The sequence below is a fragment of the Janthinobacterium sp. AD80 genome (assembly GCF_002878455.1).
Taxonomy (GTDB): Bacteria; Pseudomonadota; Gammaproteobacteria; order Burkholderiales; family Burkholderiaceae_D; genus Janthinobacterium.
Genome location: NZ_NRDQ01000019.1, coordinates 77906 through 94379, shown reverse-complemented (window position 1 = coordinate 94379; position 16474 = coordinate 77906). Strand labels below are relative to the sequence as shown.

General features: G+C 63.3%; 17 protein-coding genes. 6 read left to right on the top strand and 11 right to left on the bottom strand.

Annotation, left to right across the window (positions count from 1 at the left end):
* Window positions 1-4 precede the first annotated feature (4 nt).
* Together JaAD80_RS31335 and JaAD80_RS04435 are read left to right on the top strand one after the other, a co-directional pair.
* Window positions 5-304 carry a DoxX-like family protein gene (locus JaAD80_RS31335; RefSeq protein WP_258002804.1) on the top strand — a complete coding sequence of 100 codons (300 nt, stop codon included), beginning with the start codon at window positions 5-7 and terminating at the stop codon, window positions 302-304.
* Window positions 304-768, top strand: coding sequence for a DUF2269 domain-containing protein (locus tag JaAD80_RS04435; RefSeq protein ID WP_102293056.1), 465 nt, complete (start codon window positions 304-306; stop codon window positions 766-768). The genes JaAD80_RS31335 and JaAD80_RS04435 overlap by 1 nt, the downstream gene beginning before the upstream one ends.
* A 35-nt stretch (window positions 769-803) precedes the next feature.
* Here the strand turns inward: JaAD80_RS04435 and JaAD80_RS30550 are convergent, their stop codons facing one another.
* The 3 genes from JaAD80_RS30550 to JaAD80_RS04425 form a co-directional block, all read right to left on the bottom strand.
* Window positions 804-977, bottom strand: coding sequence for a hypothetical protein (locus tag JaAD80_RS30550; protein WP_180979298.1), 174 nt, complete (start codon window positions 975-977; stop codon window positions 804-806).
* An 88-nt stretch (window positions 978-1065) separates the two neighbouring features.
* Window positions 1066-1473: a DUF4440 domain-containing protein gene (locus tag JaAD80_RS04430; RefSeq protein ID WP_102293055.1), complete on the bottom strand. Its 408-nt coding sequence runs from the start codon at window positions 1471-1473 to the stop codon at window positions 1066-1068.
* A complete protein-coding gene (locus tag JaAD80_RS04425) occupies window positions 1470-2891 on the bottom strand; it encodes an MFS transporter (protein ID WP_102293054.1) in 1422 nt (473 codons plus the stop codon). Before JaAD80_RS04425 ends, JaAD80_RS04430 begins: the two co-directional genes overlap by 4 nt.
* 127 nt (window positions 2892-3018) lie before the next feature.
* On the opposite strand from JaAD80_RS04425, the gene JaAD80_RS04420 reads away from it, so the two are divergent.
* Both JaAD80_RS04420 and JaAD80_RS04415 read left to right on the top strand, forming a co-directional pair.
* Window positions 3019-3921, top strand: coding sequence for a LysR family transcriptional regulator (locus JaAD80_RS04420; protein ID WP_102293053.1), 903 nt, complete (start codon window positions 3019-3021; stop codon window positions 3919-3921).
* Between the two features lie 146 nt (window positions 3922-4067).
* Window positions 4068-4922: a hypothetical protein gene (locus JaAD80_RS04415; protein WP_146012251.1), complete on the top strand. Its 855-nt coding sequence runs from the start codon at window positions 4068-4070 to the stop codon at window positions 4920-4922.
* Window positions 4923-4967: 45 nt separating this feature from the next.
* Here the strand turns inward: JaAD80_RS04415 and JaAD80_RS04410 are convergent, their stop codons facing one another.
* From JaAD80_RS04410 to JaAD80_RS04395, 4 genes are all read right to left on the bottom strand, one after another.
* Window positions 4968-6023, bottom strand: a complete 1056-nt coding sequence (locus tag JaAD80_RS04410) for a bifunctional nicotinamide-nucleotide adenylyltransferase/Nudix hydroxylase (RefSeq protein ID WP_102293051.1) — start codon at window positions 6021-6023, stop codon at window positions 4968-4970.
* Window positions 6020-7735: an NAD+ synthase gene (locus JaAD80_RS04405; protein WP_102293050.1), complete on the bottom strand. Its 1716-nt coding sequence runs from the start codon at window positions 7733-7735 to the stop codon at window positions 6020-6022. Before JaAD80_RS04405 ends, JaAD80_RS04410 begins: the two co-directional genes overlap by 4 nt.
* A 104-nt stretch (window positions 7736-7839) precedes the next feature.
* Window positions 7840-8352 (bottom strand): ClbS/DfsB family four-helix bundle protein, encoded by a 513-nt coding sequence (locus JaAD80_RS04400; protein ID WP_102293049.1) that lies wholly within the window; start codon window positions 8350-8352, stop codon window positions 7840-7842.
* Entirely contained in the window at window positions 8352-8996 is a 645-nt protein-coding gene (locus JaAD80_RS04395) for a metalloregulator ArsR/SmtB family transcription factor (RefSeq protein WP_102293048.1), read from the bottom strand. The genes JaAD80_RS04400 and JaAD80_RS04395 overlap by 1 nt, the downstream gene beginning before the upstream one ends.
* 62 nt (window positions 8997-9058) lie before the next feature.
* Between JaAD80_RS04395 and JaAD80_RS04390 the strand changes: the two genes are divergently transcribed.
* Window positions 9059-9547 (top strand): DUF2938 domain-containing protein, encoded by a 489-nt coding sequence (locus JaAD80_RS04390; protein WP_102293047.1) that lies wholly within the window; start codon window positions 9059-9061, stop codon window positions 9545-9547.
* 11 nt (window positions 9548-9558) lie between these two features.
* On the opposite strand, the gene JaAD80_RS04385 is transcribed toward JaAD80_RS04390, so the two are convergent.
* Complete coding sequence (locus JaAD80_RS04385; RefSeq protein ID WP_258002802.1) at window positions 9559-12030, bottom strand: DUF3772 domain-containing protein; 2472 nt, start codon at window positions 12028-12030, stop codon at window positions 9559-9561.
* A 457-nt stretch (window positions 12031-12487) separates the two neighbouring features.
* On the opposite strand from JaAD80_RS04385, the gene JaAD80_RS04380 reads away from it, so the two are divergent.
* Complete coding sequence (locus tag JaAD80_RS04380; protein ID WP_146012250.1) at window positions 12488-13567, top strand: hypothetical protein; 1080 nt, start codon at window positions 12488-12490, stop codon at window positions 13565-13567.
* Window positions 13568-13730: 163 nt separating this feature from the next.
* On the opposite strand, the gene JaAD80_RS04375 is transcribed toward JaAD80_RS04380, so the two are convergent.
* The 3 genes from JaAD80_RS04375 to msuE all read right to left on the bottom strand — a co-directional run bounded on the left by JaAD80_RS04375 (window position 13731) and on the right by msuE (window position 16411).
* The gene (locus JaAD80_RS04375; RefSeq protein ID WP_102293045.1) at window positions 13731-14756 is read right to left on the bottom strand and encodes a methionine synthase; all 1026 of its coding nucleotides are present in this window, start codon (window positions 14754-14756) and stop codon (window positions 13731-13733) included.
* Window positions 14757-14784: 28 nt separating this feature from the next.
* Window positions 14785-15762 carry a DUF1852 domain-containing protein gene (locus JaAD80_RS04370; protein WP_102293044.1) on the bottom strand — a complete coding sequence of 326 codons (978 nt, stop codon included), beginning with the start codon at window positions 15760-15762 and terminating at the stop codon, window positions 14785-14787.
* Window positions 15763-15829: 67 nt separating this feature from the next.
* Window positions 15830-16411 carry an FMN reductase gene (gene msuE, locus JaAD80_RS04365; protein WP_102293043.1) on the bottom strand — a complete coding sequence of 194 codons (582 nt, stop codon included), beginning with the start codon at window positions 16409-16411 and terminating at the stop codon, window positions 15830-15832.
* Window positions 16412-16474: the final 63 nt, after the last annotated feature.

Genomic DNA, 16474 nt, shown 5'->3' with positions numbered 1-16474 from the left:
CGGCGTGTATCCGCTTGAAGACAGCTATGGCCTGCTTACGCGCAGCGGCGTGCCGCCCGCCTGGGCGCCGCCGCTGCTGGCGGGCGCCTGCCTGCTTGATCTGCTGCTGGGCATGGCCACCCTGGCGCTGCGCCCGCCGTGGCGGCGCTGGCTGTGGCCGGCGCAGGCCCTGCTGATCCTTTTCTACACCGTCTGGATCGCCGTGCGCCTGCCGGAATTCCTCTGGCATCCGTACGGCCCGCTGACGAAAAACCTGCCCATACTGGCGGCCCTGTGGCTGCTGTACCAACTGGAGGAAAAATAATGGAATACCTGGTCATCAAATGGCTGCACATCGTCTCGTCGACCCTGCTTTCCGGCACCGGCATCGGCTCGGCCTTCTACATGCTGTTCACCAGCCTGAGTCGCGACGTGCGCGCCATCGCCGTCGTCAGCCGCCACGTGGTGCGCGCCGACTGGCTGTTTACGGCCACCACGGTGGTGTTCCAGCCGCTGAGCGGCTTTTACCTGGCCCACCTGGCCGGCTATCCCTTGAGCAGCCGCTGGATCGTCTGGTCCGTGGTGCTGTACCTGGTGGCCGGCGCCTGCTGGCTGCCCGTCGTCTGGCTGCAAATGCGCATGCGCGACATGGCGCACGCCAGCGCGCGCGACGGCCTGGCCTTGCCCACGCTGTACTGGCGCTACCTGCGCATCTGGGCGGCACTGGGGGTGCCCGCCTTCTTCGCCCTCATCATCGTGTTTTATCTGATGACGGCCAAGCCCGTTTAAGCTCTGCTTGCGTCAGTGTTTCGTCAGTGTTCTCGTCAGTGTTTGCGGCCCTGCTTCTTGCCGCCGCCGGCACCCTTGCCGGCACCGGCTTTCGTGTGGCTGGCCGCCTCCTTGCCGCGCTTGGCACTATCATTTTCGGTAGCGGATTTTTCTTCCGTGGCGGTGGCCGACTGGCGGTTCTGGCCCGCCTGCGATTTTTGCTTGTGCATGCTGCTCTCCCGATGCGCGCCTCAATACTTTCAGCCTAGCCGCCGCGGCGCCATTGGCCATCGGCGCGCCCGCCGCCACCTTGTAGGATCATGCCGCCAAAACCACCCACGTCTCGTGCAGATGGCGCCACAGCAGCTTGCCGTGCGGCGTTTTTTCATACACGACGGTGGACAATCGCTGCGTGTTTTCAGCGCCCGGCAGCGACTGGAACTCGCGGTAGGACACTGTGGCGCCGGCAGCATTTTCCTGAATCAGCATCAGGTCCGCAATATGCATCTGCAAGCCCGGACGGCTGCCGCCGGCAGCCTGGAAAAACGTCGCCAGACCGGCGGCATCGAGCTGCTTGCCACCGGGCGAAATCATCGTGAAAGCGGGCGAAAAACGCGCGAGCAGATCGGTGCAATGTCCGGCTGCCGTGGCCTCGCCGCCGAGCCATTCGCGGATCAGCACATGGGTGGACAGCACATCGTCAAAATAGGGGTTGGTAGCGTTCATTTTTTGCGTTCCTGAGGGTAAGAAAAAAGACTGAGCACGGCGCGGTTGTCGATGCGCAAGCACAGCATCAAGGGCAGTACGCACGAGGCGGCGGCGAGGGCGAAGCAGCAGTGGAAAACCTGCGCCGCGCGGGCATGCTGGGTGGGGTCGTCCGGCGAAGCCATGCCGTGCGCCGCCAGCAGGCTGTTGAGCAATACGCTGAGCAGCGCGACGCCCAGGCAAAAGCCCAATTGGCGGTTGATGTTCCACACGGCGCTGGCCTGGCTCAGCTGGCTGTCGGGCGTGCGCAAAAAGGCCGTGCTTTGTGCCGTGCTGCTGCACAAGCCGCCGCCAAAACCCATCACGGCGTAGGCGCCGGCCAGCCAGAACAGCTGATCCGCCGCCTGCACCCGCAGCAGCATCAGCATGCCTGCCGCCTGCAGCAGCGCACCAGCGATGAACAGCGGTTTCGGTCCCACGCGGCGATACGTTTTTCCCGTCAGCGCGATGGCGCCGAACGAGGCCACGGCCCACGGCAGCATCAGCGCGCCCGCCGTCGAGGCGGACATGCCCAGCACGCCCTGCAGATACAGCATGGCCAGCAGGCTCACGCCCATGAAGACGCCGGGCACCAGCAGGTACATCAGCATGGAGATGCGCAGCAGCGGTTCGCTGGCCAGGCGCAGGTTGAGCAGCGGCGTGGACTTGCGCAGCGCGCCGCGCACATAGCCCCAGGCGCAGACGGCACCCAGCGCCAGCACGCCGGCGCCCGCCAGGGCATCGCCCGGCGTGCCCAGCATGGTCAGGCCCAGCAACAGCAGCAGGATCGCCACGCAGCCCGCCAGCAGGCCGGCCACGTCGAGCCGCGGGACGTGCGCACGGGGCGGATCAGGGCGCAGCCAGCAAACGGCCAGCAGCAGCGCCAGCGCGGCGAACGGCACGTTCAGGTAGAAAATCCAGCGCCAGGACAGGCTGTCGACAATCACGCCGCCCAGCGCGGGCGAGAGGGCCGGCGCCAGCAAGCCCACCAGCATGATGACGGACGACAGGCCCGGGCGCTCCGCAGGCGGGTACAGTTGATACGTCATGCTCTGCCCCAGCGGGATCAGCAGCCCGCCGCCCAGGCCCTGCACGCAGCGCCAGGCGATCAGCGCCTCGATCGTCGGTGCCAGGCCGGCGCCCACGCTGGCGAATAAAAAAGTTAGCAACGAGGCCACGAACACGGTTTTGCTGCCATAATAGGCAGCCAGCCAGGCGCTGGCGGGAATCACGATGGTCAGCCCGAGGATGTAGGCGGTGCTGATCCAGCCCAGCTGCGCCACCGAGGCGTGCAAGCCATGGCCGATGTCGGGAAAGGCCACGCTGGTGATGAACATGTTGATCAGGTCAACGAAAAACCCCAGCAGATAGATGGCTGCGACCTTTTTGCGGTAGTCCATGGTGCTCCGAATGGCAAACGGCCAGCTTAAGCGCCGCAGGCCAGTTGCGTAACGGGCCAGCCCCGATTACACTGTCAAAGTAATTTTGACAAACATCCCTCATCCGCATGCCTTCTCATTCTTATCCATGATCAGTCTTGACCGTTTAGGTATTTTCATCGCCATCGTCGACGCCGGTTCACTGACGGCGGCCGCCGCCGTGCTGGGCCAGAGCAAGGCCGTGGTGAGTTTTAACTTGAAACAGCTGGAGGCCGAACTGGGCGTGTCGCTGCTGACGCGCAGCACGCGCAGCCTGGCGCTGACGGACGTGGGACGGCGTTTTTATGAGGATTGCCAGCGCGTGCTGAGCGAAGCGCATGGCGCCATCGAGACGGCGCGCCAGGGCCACCAGGGCTTGCGCGGCACTCTGCGCCTGACCACTACTGTCGAATACGGCAGCCGCACCGTGGTCCCCGCGCTGATCGCCTTTGCGGCCGCCCACCCGCAGCTGCAGATCCAGCATGCGTCGTCGTCCTCGCATGAAGACCTGATCGCCGGGCGCTACGACGTCGCCATCCGCATGGGTTCACTCAACGATTCGAGCTACCGCGCCGCGCTGATCGAGCCGTACGCGATCTGGCCCGTGGCGTCGCCCGCCTACCTTGCCAGCCTGCCCGGCAAAGGCGTCGCCAGCCTGGACGACTTGCAGCGCGCACGCTGGCTGGCGCACAGCCGCCTGGCGTCGCCCCTGCGCTGGGAAGTGCAGACACAGGATGGCCCGGCCGCCTTCGCCGCGCAGGACGACGCCGTCATCCAGTCCGACTCCGCCTCGGCCCTGCTGGGCTTTGCCCTGGGCGGCTGCGGCGTGGCCCTGCTGCCGCAATGGCAGGTGGAAGGCGAGGTGCGCGCGGGACGTTTGCGCCATCTGCTGCCGCACGTGGTCTTTCCACAGCAGGGCGTGTATGCCGTGTATGCGAACACCCAGCATATCCCGGAAAAGGTGCGCGCCTTTATCGACTTCCTGCGCGCCTTCGTCGGTACGGCGGACTGAGGTTTCACGTGGCGCCCTGGCGCCCTGACAGCCATATCAGCCTGCAAACAGTTGAAATGACAACGGTTTCCAAGGGGCAAACGCGCGCCCGTTTCGATTTGCACGGCCTACACTGCAGGGACGTTGTTCATCGAATGGAGACCATCATGGCACATACATTGGCAGCAGTTTTCGCGCAGCGCGACATGGCCGAGCATGCGCGGCAAGACTTGATCAACGCTGGCTTTTCCAGCGCCAACATCCGCCTGCACGATGCGGGCAGCGACGGCATGGCGGCGCAGGAGGCCAGCCACGACGGCGACAATCTGCTCGACAGCATCAAGCATTTCTTTTCCGACCTGTTCGGCAGCCATGCCGACCGCCACGTGTACGCGGAAGCCGTGCGGCGCGGGCATATCGTGCTGACACTGGCAGAGGCCAGCGACGCCGACATCCAGCGCGCCACCGACCTCGTCGAACGCTACGCGCCCATCGATATCGACGCGCACGCGGAGCACTGGCGCGCCGGCGGCTGGCAAGGCGCCAGCGCGCCGCCGCAAGACACTACGCCGCGCCAGGGCGCCAGCATGCAGTCGGGCGCGCCATCGCAGCAGGGCAGCTACGCCGGTAACGCCGGGAACCTGAACGAGACGGCGGCATCGCAGCAGTTCGCCGGCGGCATGCCGACGGCCGGCATGGAGACGAACCTGGCCCCGAACGCGGGCGCCACCGTGCGCCGCTACCCCGGCGCCGACAACCTGCCGGGCACCAGCTACGACGAGGAGCAGTACTACCGCAGCCACTGGAGCAGCCAGTACGCAGCCACCGGCACGCGCTTCGAGGACTACGATCCCGCCTACCGCTATGGCCACTCGATGGCGCGCAGCGCCAGCTACGAGGGGCAAAACTGGGAGCAGGTGGAGCCCGAGCTGCGCAGCAACTGGGAGCACACGTATCCGCAATCGGCCTGGGACGACTTCAAGGCGGCCGTCAGGCATGGCTGGGAGCGCATCACGTCCTGAGCGTCAGCGGCGCGCTGGCGCGTGCCTGGCGCTCCTCAGCGCCTCTCAGCGCCCCTCGTGCGTGAGCTTGAGGAAGTGGTTGAGGATGTGGAAGTGGTCTTCAAAGAATTCCTCTTCCATGGCCGGCAGCGCTGCCACCGGCACCCACTGCGCCAGCGCCGCGTCGTCGGCCGCCGTCACGGCCGGCAGCTGGCGCGTCTTCAAGTCAAAATAATGCGCATGCGTGATGGTGCGCCCGCGCTGGCTGCGGTCCGGATGGTCGAACACGGCCACGCCGACCAGCGCCTCGACCAGGGTGGGCGCCAGCACGCCCAGCTGGGTCTCTTCCGCCAGTTCGCGGATGGCGCCCTGCAGCAGGCGTTCGCGCGGCTCCAGGAAGCCGCCGGGCAGCGCCCACAATCCCTTGCCCGGATAGCCGCCACGGCGCACCAGCAGCACGTGGCCGCCCGTCTGCACCAGCGCGTCGACGGTGGTGAAGATGGGCGGATACGGCGCCACGCGCCAGCGCGCTTTATACGCTTCGATGGCGCGGTATTCCTGCACCAGCGGCGCGTACCACGGCAGCAGGGTCCACGCTTTCACATACTGGCTGATGGCCACGGGCAGCAGCTGCGCCACGGCGCTCAGCGATACCGCCACATCCTCGGCCTCGAACAGCACGTTGCGGATCGCCGTGGCGCCGATGGGCGCGCCCGCATCGATCTCCAGATTGAAGAGCTGCCAGTGGGGGAAGTGGTGCAGATAGTAGCTGGTGGCGTCCTTGAAGCAGGCCACCAGCATCACGCGCTGCGCCTTCGGCACGGCGCCCGCCACGGCATGCCGCACGGCGTCGGCCCACAGGCCGTCATCGTAGTAGTCGCGCACGGCCACATAATGCACGCGCTCGCGCTGCGCCTCGGGCAAGGTCGCGGCGATCATGGCGGCGCGTTCCTGCCACGTGAATGGATTTTTCGGGCTGCGCGCATGGAAGGCCGAACCGAGCACCACCACCACGTGGGCGGCGGTGGCCAGCGCCTTTTGCAGCAAGCCCGCATGGCCGTTATGAAAAGGCTGGAAGCGGCCAATCAGGATGGCCGCGTCGGCGGAATAGGCGAGTGTCATGCGTCGTCTCCGGTGGGGTAGTGGGCGGCGATCGGCAATTGACGGCCGCTGCCAAAGGCGCGCGAACGCACGCGGATGATGGGCGCCGCTTGGCGCCGTTTGTATTCATTGCGGGCGACCATGCCAAGGATGCGCGTGACCAGCTGCTTGCCGTCCTCCTGCTGGCGCAGCTGTGCGACAAAGGCCGACGCCTGCGCGCTCTCCGCCAGCGGCAGGCGGCGCCCTTCGATATGCCACTTTAAGATTTCATCGAGCACGGGATACGGCGGCAAGCTGTCCGTGTCGCGCTGGCCCGGCGCCAGTTCCGCCGATGGCGGTTTATCGAGCACGGCGACGGGAATCAGTTCGCGCCCGGCACTGGCGTTGAGATGGCGCGACAGGGCGAACACCTCGGTCTTGTACAAGTCGCCGATCAGTCCCAGGCCGCCGTTCGTGTCGCCATACAGGGTGCAGTAGCCCACCGAGATTTCGCTCTTGTTGCCGGTGGTGAGCAGCAGGGCGCCAAACGCGTTCGAGTATTCCATCAGTATCGTGCCGCGCACGCGCGCCTGCAGGTTTTCCAGCGGCAGCCCTTGCAGCTTGGCGTCGAAAGCGGCCGCGTAACCGGTCTCGTACTGCGCCACGATGTCGCGGATCGGGTGCGTGTGCAGGGCGATGCCCAGGTTGGCGCACAGGGCCACGGAATCGGTGACGGAGCCGGCGCTGGAGAACACGGACGGCATGGTGATCGCCACGACGTTATCGGCACCCAGCGCTTCGACGGCCAGGGCCAGGGTCAGCGCCGAATCAATGCCGCCCGAGCAGCCGACGACGACTTGCGTGAAACGGCAGCGGCGCGCGTAGTCGCGCAAGCCCAGCACGATCTGGCGCCGGGCGAATTCCACGGCGGGGATGCCTGCGGGGTCGGGCACGGGAAAGGCGGCGCCATCGGTACGCGTAAAGCGGCCCTCGGCAAAGCGCAGCAATTGAAAATCTTCGACGAAGCGGGCCGCCTCGAACTGCAGGCCGTGGTGCGGCGACATGGCAAACGAGGCACCGTCAAATACGAGTTGATCCTGGCCGCCCACCTGGTTGACGAACAGCAGGGGCAAGTTGACGCGCGCGCAGGCGGCGCCAAACACGGCGTGGCGCTGCGCGCGCTTGCCAATGTCGGACGGGCTGGCATTGATGCTGACCACCAGGTCGGGGCGCGCCGCGTGCAGGGTCTCGAAAGGGTTGACGGCGTAGGCGCGGCCATCGTCGTTCCAGCCATCCTCGCAAATCATGAAGCCGACCTTGCAGCCGGCGATGGTCAAGGTGCAGGCGCCGGGCGGGCCCGGCTCGAAATGCCGGCCCTCGTCAAAGATGCCGTAGGTGGGCAGCAGCTGCTTGTAGTATTCGGCCACGATGCGCCCGTCGCGGATGGCCAGCAGGGCGTTGTACAGGGGCTTGCCGATGCCGGGATTGGGCCGCGCCGTGCCGATCACGGTGACCAGCGCCGGCCAGCGCGTGGAGGCCTGCAGCAAGGTGTCCAGCGCCCGCTGCAGGCCGCGCAGGAAGGCGGCGTCCTCGAACAGGTCGCCCGGGTAGTAGGCGCACAGCGACAGTTCCGGACACACCAGCAGATCCGCACCGTCCTCGCTGGCGCGTTGCATGCGCGCGGTGATGGCGGCGACATTGCCGTCGAAGTCGCCCACGGTGGGGTTGAGCTGGGCGAGGGCGATGGTCAGCATGGTGTTCCTTCATTGGTTACGCTTGAAACCACTATCCTGCCTGAAATATGCCCAATCGTACTGATGCAATCGTGCAAGCCGTTGTCGGGTGCTTCAGTTGCGGACTACCGCGTCTTGCGCCAGGCCCGCAAGCGCGTGCGCGCATTCGCATACGGCGACGACGTATTGAACTGGATCATGCGTCCCATCGTGTAATGCGTGTACCAGGGCTGGCCATACAGTTGCGCATCATCGTGCGCTTCGACCAGCGCCAGCAGCTGATTCTTGGCCACGTCCAGGCGCTGCAGCAGGGCGTCCATGCCCAGCTCAGCATAGTCGGCATAGAAGCGCTGCGCCAGTTTTCCCAGAGCGTTCCACGTGAAACCTTCGGCGGGAAAGGCAATGTCCTCGATGCGTCGCCCGTCACGCAACTGCGCGTGCCAGTGCAAGACCAGCACATTCCAGCCCAGCAGATACGCCAGCAGATCGCACACGCTCATGCGCGTGCCCTTGACGTGGCCTTCCAGCACGGGCGCCCGCGCCAGAGAGGGTGGCACCTGCGCCAGTTCCTGCAGCAGCTTGGCGTAGCTGCCGTCGATGGCGTCGATGAGTTCCTGCTTGCTGTTGGGAATGGCCATCAGGCCCCTTCCTTGACAGGCCGGCCCGCCGCCTGCCAGTGGTCGTAGCCGCTGTCGAGACGGCGCGCCGGCAAGCCGTGCTGGCGCAGGGCCGCCACAGCCTGCACGGACAGCACGCAATACGGTCCACGGCAGTAAGCGGCGATCTCCTGGTCGATGGGCAATTCCGCCAGGCGGCGCTGCAAGTCGTCGAGGGGAATATTGATCGCGCCGGGCAAGTGGCCGGCGGCAAACTCCTGTGCGGGCCGCACGTCGAGCACGGTGATGCTGGCCTCGTGCATGCGCGCGAACAATTCGTCGCCCGAGATGGCTTCCACATGGTCGCCCCGGCTCAGCGCCTGCAATTCGCTGCGCTGGTGCTGCGCATACACGTCCAGCGCAGCCAGCAACTGCACGATGGGGCCGCTACCCAGGCGGTACAGCACGCGCTTGCCGTCGCGCCGGGCCTGCACGAAACCGGCGCGCCGCAGCTGCTGCAAATGCTGGGAGGTGTTGGCCACGGACAAGCCCGTCAACTCGACCAATTGCTCCACCGCATGTTCGCCGTGCGCGATCTGGCCGAGCAGGCGCAAGCGGGGTGCGCTGCCTAAAATTTGGGCAAACTCGGCGGGGCCGGTGAGGAGATCGATAGCAGCGGTTTTCATTGACACGATGCTAGCACCCTTATAACATTCAAGCAATTACTTGAATGAAGACGGGAGTAGCAATGCAAGCACTATGGATCGACGCGCTGGCCATCGGCGTGGGCGCCACGGCAGTGATGGATGTGTGGGCCGTGGCCTTGAAGCGCTTCTGGTGCATCCCCTCGCTGAATTACGCGATGGTGGGGCGCTGGCTCGGCCATCTGCCGCGCGGCACGTTCAGCCACACGGCCATCGGCCAGGCGGCGCCCGTGCGCGATGAAGCCGTGCTGGGCTGGACGGCGCACTATGCGATCGGCGTGCTGTTCGCGGCCGTGCTGCTGGCGCTGGCAGGGCAGGAGTGGGTAGAGGCGCCGACCTTCGCGCCGGCCCTGCTGGCCGGTGTGCTGAGTGTGGCGGCGCCGTTCTGCATCTTGCAGCCGGGCATGGGCGCCGGCCTGGCCGCCAGCAAGACGCCGCACCCGAGCGCCGCCCGTGTGCGCAGCCTGATGGCGCACACGGCGTTCGGCATCGGCCTGTACCTGGCGGCGCTGCTGTGGTCGACTATCCGCTGACTTGCTGCTAACTAGCTCGTCAGCGGCGGCACAGGCGTCGGTGCCGCCGTGGGGGCCGGCGCCACGGCCGACATGACCGGCGCCTCGGGCTGCGCCGGCACAGTGCTCAGCACCATCGTGCTGGGCTTGGCGATCGAGATATGCGCGTCATCGAGGCGCTTGAGCAGCTCGAACAGCAGGGCGCTGCGGATGCCCGACGTCAGGCGCGGCGACGACGCATAGCCGGTGGCGTTAAACAGCAACAAGCCATTGTCGATGCCGTCCAGCTGCACGCTGGGCGCCGGCGTGTCGAGCACGTCGGGATTGTCGACAAAGGCGGACAGGATCAGCGCGCGCGCCGCCTGCGCATCCGTGCCCAGCGGCAGCGGCAGCTTGACTTGCACCAGGCCCAGCGGATTGGCCAGGGTCACGTTGCGCACCGTCTTGGTAATGAATTCCGAGTTCGGCACGATCACCGTCGAGCGGTCGCCCAATTGAATTTCCGTGGCGCGCACATTGATGCGGCGAATGTCGCCTTCCACGCCGCCCAATGACACCCAGTCACCCACCTTGACGGGGCGCTCGGCCAGCAGGATCAGGCCGGAAACGAAGTTCTGCACCACGGCCTGCAAGCCAAAACCGATACCCACTGACAAGGCCGACGCCACCCACGCGATGCGTTCGAGACCGATGCCGGCCGCCGACAGGGCCAGCGCCACGGCCAGCACGCCGCCGATATAGCCGAACAGGGTGATGAACGACACTTGCATGCCCGTGTCGAGATTGGTGGTCGGCAAATAACTGTTTTGCAGCCAGCGCTTGAACAGGCCCAGCGCGATAAAGCCCACCACCAGCACCAGCAGCGCCTGGATCATGGCGGCCGGGCGGATCGCCACTTCGCCGATGGCCAGGCCATCCTGCAGCTTGCCGACGCGCTGGAACAGCTCGCCCGGACCTTCGCCAAACGGCGCCAGCAGCAGCATCAGGGCCAGCAGCACGACGATGGCGCGGCCGATGCCCGACAGCAGCACGGCCGCCTGGTCGCGCGCCTTCGGCGTGGCCAGCACGGGATGGGCCGCGTCCGGCGGCGGTGGCGTCGAGGCCAGCAGCATGCAGATATCATCGACCAGCACCGTCAGCAGATAGGTGCTGCAGAGCACCACGATGACCCAGGCGATCTGCTTGGCGACAAAGCTACCGAAGGCCACGTAGCCGATCAGCAAGCTGATGACGCTCGACGCCAGCGCCAGCCACAGCAGCACCGTGACGCAACGCAGCCACAGCGGCGTGATCAGATTGGCGGGATCGGCCTCGCGCAACTGGCGCCAGCAGCGCTCGGCGCGCATCAGGCCATAGGCGATCGTCGTGCTCATTACCAGGGCGACGATGCAATTGACGGCCACGGCCGTCGACAGGCCCGCGTTGATGACGATGGTGACGCGCTCCGTCGCCCAGACCAGCACGACGATGAAGGAAAACATGGTGGGGAAATTGCGCATGCGGTGCGCCAGCGCATCGGGCAGCGGCAGCAAACGCCACGAGACGCGGCGCGGCGACAGCAGCGCGTGGCCCAGCCCGGCCGTAAAACCGGCAAAGCAGATGATGCCGATCAAGCTGCTGAGGAAAGTCGAGGTCTTCTCCGACAGGCTGCCATCCCAGCGCAGCCCCATGGCCAGCAATTCGGCCACCAGCCCCGGCGTGGCCAGCGCCAGCACGATGACGGCCAGCGCATGCAGCGAACGGCGCAGGCGGCCATGCGGTACGCGCGTGGACGTCACCACCAGCAGGTAGCGCGAAGCCCAGATGCTGATGCCGATGACAGCCACGATGGCGGCCAGCAAGCCGCCCCAGGCCGACGACGGCGTGGCGCGCGCCGCGTTCGCCAATTCCAGCTCCAGCGCCCGCAGGCGCTGCAAATTCTGCGGCAATTCGCCATGCAGCTGTTTCCAGAAGGAACCGGCAAGTATCGACGGCGTGCGTTCGCCCAGGCGCGCCTGCAATTGCGCGCGGCGCACGGTCGACACTTGCTCCGAGGCCTGCGTCGCTTCCACGGCCAGCAGGCGCGCCAGTTTCACCTGCGCATCGAGCGCGCTGCTGGTGCGGTCCAGCTGGCTGCGCTGCGCCGCCACATCGGGCGCATCTTTCGTCCCCGCCGCTGGCGCTCCCAGCTCGGCCAGCCGCGCCTGCACGCTGGTGAGCGTGGGCGCCAGCGACTCGGCCACCTTGTCCGCCTCGGCGCTGGCCGCCAGCGCGTCGGCCTTCATCTGCGACAGGGTCGCGTCATCGAGTTCCGCCTCGCCATCGAGCGCCTTCTGGATGGTGGTAATTTGCTTGCGCAAGCCATCGAGGCGCTGGTCGGCCGTGGCCGCATCGTCGACGGGTTGCGACCAGGCGGAGGGGGTGGATAAGGAACAAGCCAGCAGCAGGCTCAATAGCAGCGGCAGCAGCCAGCCGCGCCAGTGCGGGCGCGCGGCGCGGGGAAGGGGGGTACGAAAAGAAATCATGCAGTCCTATGGGCCAGGTGAGACGGTGGTATCCAGACGCCATCGTAGCGGCGGGCGCGGCGGTGCAATGCCGGCACACGGCCGGAACGATGGGAAGTACGGGAGTTGCTTAACTGTACGGCAAACAATGACAGACTAGCGCACTCCTGCGATGGATGACGGATATTTTCGTGCGGCAAGGTATTTGACGCCGATGCTCCACCTTAATGCGAGCAAAGCGTTCAGGCAGGTAGCGCCGCTGCCGAAGCAGGCTTAGAACCTATTGCGTATTAGGGTGTCAAACGCTATCCGCGTCTAACCAGGGTGTGGCGATGAGCGGTATGACTAGAGGGGCCGGCGCGATATTTTCCGGGAGTCGTTTGAAGCGGCATGGAACGTAGCCGCTGCGTGAAATTTAATCGCCGTCAACGGCCTTGACCAAGGAAAATGCAATTTCCCTGAACTGGAGTTACCTACTTTGAATATACTAAATAATTGGTTGCCCACCTCACGTAGTCAGTGGCTATTTACTGTCACAGCAGTGATTGGTATCTTGATTGCAATGAAGCTTGCGCAAGGGACCATCTGGCAAGGACGGATTGTTGGTCTGCTTGCCGCTGCTTTCAGCTTCTCGTTGTTTTGGAGGTTCTGGGGTCATTGGAAAGCTTTAAGGTTCCAACTGATGCGTAACGAGATGTATGTCATAAAAGCGTGGCGCGAATTCTTTCATTTAAGCCCAATCGTCAAGGCTTTCCATTTGCTTGCGTTCGCATTCCTCTGTCTGAGTGCCGCAGTGGGCGTCGTAGTCGATGTCAGCGACGCCATGCCAGTTTTATGGGTGAGCGGTGCCATTCTGGCGACGGCAGGCATTTGTGAAATGATGACGCAGACGACAAGATTACTGCAGAAAGCATGGAGTCCGCTCCTTGGCAAAGTGCTGGCAATCTCTGTTGGCGTTGCGCTTACCATGGTTGCTCTTTCACGTGCTAAACAACTGGTGCATTCATTGTCACCAATAGATACAAAGTATGTGGTCGAATTCACCACACTTGTGACTGCATTTTACTCACCCATGATGTTTATCGCTGCCATTGGCGCTGGGATGGCGTTATATGCATGCTGTCACCTATTGGTTTTAGTAATTTTCGCAGCCAGCAGTACTCTGATGTTTCAGTCACGCACATTGTTTGGTGAAAACTGGATGAGCAAGCGGCGCATGTTCTGGTACAGGCTTAGCAAGGGCAAACGGCCTCCGGGAAATATCCTTCCACTTCCAAAGGTTCTCTCGGAGTTCGACATCGCGATGCTGATGTCGCCACTTTCAAAGATTCTCCTCGCATGGATGCTAGCGTACGGGGTCGAAGCGGCTACAACATCTGTTCCAGTCATGACGCCATGGCTTAAAACCGTATTAGTGGAAATGGAATATCGATCAGGTAGCGCTTGTAAGAATCTCGACAAGACTGTACCAGTCGTATACATGGATGACGGGAATGTATCCGTTGCGCGACGCGGTGAAAACGGATACACCTTTACCATAGAAACCTGCAAGTTCTAAGCGGAAATGAAGAACCGAAAGCAATCCAGCTTTCGCCAGGAAAACACGTTTTCTGTAAACTTGTCGGCGCCACGATCGTGGATCTGAAAATGTGGGGGGGTATCAGAATCGCAGTTGGCACGCCGCCCCGGACGACGCACCGGGACGGCATGTCAGCGGCCTGCTAGGAAAGCTCTCGTCGGATGATGTCCGCGCCGGCGCTGAGCGCATTCAACTTGCCGCGTGCTACCTGACGCGACAAGGGCGCCATGCCGCAGTTGGTGGAAGGATAGAGCTTGTCGGCATCGACAAAGCGCAGCGCTTTGCGCAGGGTGTCGGCCACTTGCTCCGGAGTTTCAACGGTATTGCTGGCCACGTCAATCGCCCCCACCATCACTTTTTTTCCACGAATCAGTTCAATCAGGTCGATGGGCACGCGCGAGTTGTGGCATTCCAGCGAAATGATGTCGATATTCGATTTCTGCAGCTTCGGGAAAGACTCTTCATATTGACGCCACTCGGAGCCCAGCGTGTTTTTCCAGTCCGTATTGGCCTTGATGCCGTAGCCATAGCAAATGTGCACGGCCGTTTCGCATTTCAACCCTTCGATTGCCCGTTCCAGGGTGGCAATGCCCCAGTCATTGACCTCGTCAAAGAATACATTGAAGGCGGGTTCGTCAAACTGGATGATGTCGACGCCGGCCGCCTCCAGTTCGCGGGCTTCCTGGTTCAGGATCTTGGCAAATTCCCAGGCCAGTTTTTCGCGGCTCTTGTAATGGCTGTCATACAGCGTATCGATCATCGTCATGGGACCGGGCAGCGCCCATTTGATCGGCTGGCTGGTTTGCTGGCGTAAAAATTTGGCGTCGTCGACAAACACCGGCTTCGGGCGGCTTACGGCGCCGACAACTGTCGGCACGCTCGCATCATAGCGGTCACGAATCCTGACGGTCTCGCGTTTATCAAAATCCACGCCGCTCAGATGCTCGATGAAGGTGGTGACAAAATGCTGGCGGGTCTGCTCGCCGTCGCTGACGATATCGATGCCTGCGTGCTGCTGCTCCTGCAGTGACAAACGCAAGGCATCCTGTTTGCCCTCGATTAATTCCTCGTCCTGTAATTTCCACGGCGACCAGAGTTTTTCAGGCTGGGCCAGCCAGGAAGGTTTGGGCAAGCTGCCGGCGGTTGAAGTAGGCAATAATTTTTTCATGATGAATGATGTCGTGTAGGTAGGTGAATCAGAGAGCGTAATTCGCAGCCCATTGCTCAAGAATTTTCTTGTATGGCTTGATGAAATGCTCTTCCGTATATTTGCCCTGCTTGACAGCTAGCTGGCTGCGCTCTTCCCGGTCATAGACAATTCGCGTCAACGAGTAATCCTGGTGCTTCAGGCTAGGCTGATAGCATTTCCCTGCGGCGGAATTGGCGTTGTAAATCTCGGGCCGATAAATCTTTTGAAATGTCTCCATCGTGCTGATGGTGCCGATCAGCTCAAGATTCGTGTAGTCGGCCAGCAGGTCGCCGATAAAATAAAAGGCCAGCGGTGCGGAACTGTCCGGCGGCATGAAGTAGCGCACCTGCAGCCCCATCTTCTCGAAATATTGATCCGTCGGCGAAAATTCATTTTGCTGATACTCGACGCCCAGTACGGGGTGCTGATTTTCAGTCCGGTGATAGACCTTGCTGCTCGAGGCGCTGATGCAGATGACCGGCGGCTTGCTGAAGCGCTGTTGGTAGGCAGGCGACTTGACGAAGTGCTTGAACAGCTTGCCATGGAAATCGCCGAAATCCTCGGGTGTGCCAAACGTGGATTGATTATTGTTGTGCTCTGGCAGCAGCACGCTGAAGTCGTAATCGCGCACGTACGAGGAGAAGTTATTCCCCGCGATGCCGTCGATGCGTTCGCCGGTTTTTTTGTCGATGATATTTGGCTTCAATATCTCGATCAGCGGGATATTGCCGCCTTCGACATCGATATTCAATTCGACGGAAATGATTTCAAGCTCGACAGCGTAGCGGTCGCCCTTCGGATTGTCCCAGTGCGCCAGGCTGTTGAAACGGTTGTCGATCATCCGCAGGGTATTGCGCAAGTTCTCCTGGCGGCTCGCTCCTCTGGCCAGATTGGCGAAGTTGGTCGTCAGGCGCGTGCTGTCCGATGGATGATAGTTTTCATCGAAAACAATGCTCTTGATGCTGAATACAAAATCTTTGCTCATGGTGATCGGGTGTCCTGATTTCTGCGAATAGATGAATAGTGCGTATTGCGCGTGTTAAAAATGCGGACTAAGCCGCGAGCAATTCCTCGGCGGTGGCAGCGCTTGCATGGCGCGGCAAGGCGAGCAGCGGCAAGGCGCGCTGGACCGCCAGCGTGGCGCGCTCGAGCAGGGCCGCGTCCTGCAGACGGTAATCGAAGAAATCCTTGTCCGTCGCATAGACCCCCAGCGGCAATGTGCGGGCCTGGAAAAAGCTGAACAGCGGCCGCAACTGGTGGTCGATCATCAGCGCATGGCGCTCGCTGCCGCCGGTGGCAGCCAGCAAGATCGGCGTGTCGATCAAGGCATCCTGGTCGATGAAGTCGAAGAAGTGCTTGAACAGCCCTGTGTACGCGCCGCGGTAGACGGGCGTTGCCACCACCAGGATGTCCGCTTGCTCGACGGCGGCGAGTTCCCGCTCCACCGTGGCGGGCAGCTGGGAGCGCCACACGGCGCCGGCCAGCTGCGGCGCGAGCGGCCCCAGTTCGACCAGGCGCTGCTCGCACGGGACGGCGTCGGCGATCAGCCCCATCAGGTGCTCTGCCAGGGCGGCTGCCTTGGAAGGGCGTTGCAGCCCGCCGGATACCGCGACTAAACGCAAGGGACGTGTCATTGTTGCTTTCATATCGATGGATGCGCGAGGGCGGGAATTGCCGACAGCAAGGAAGTGCATGAT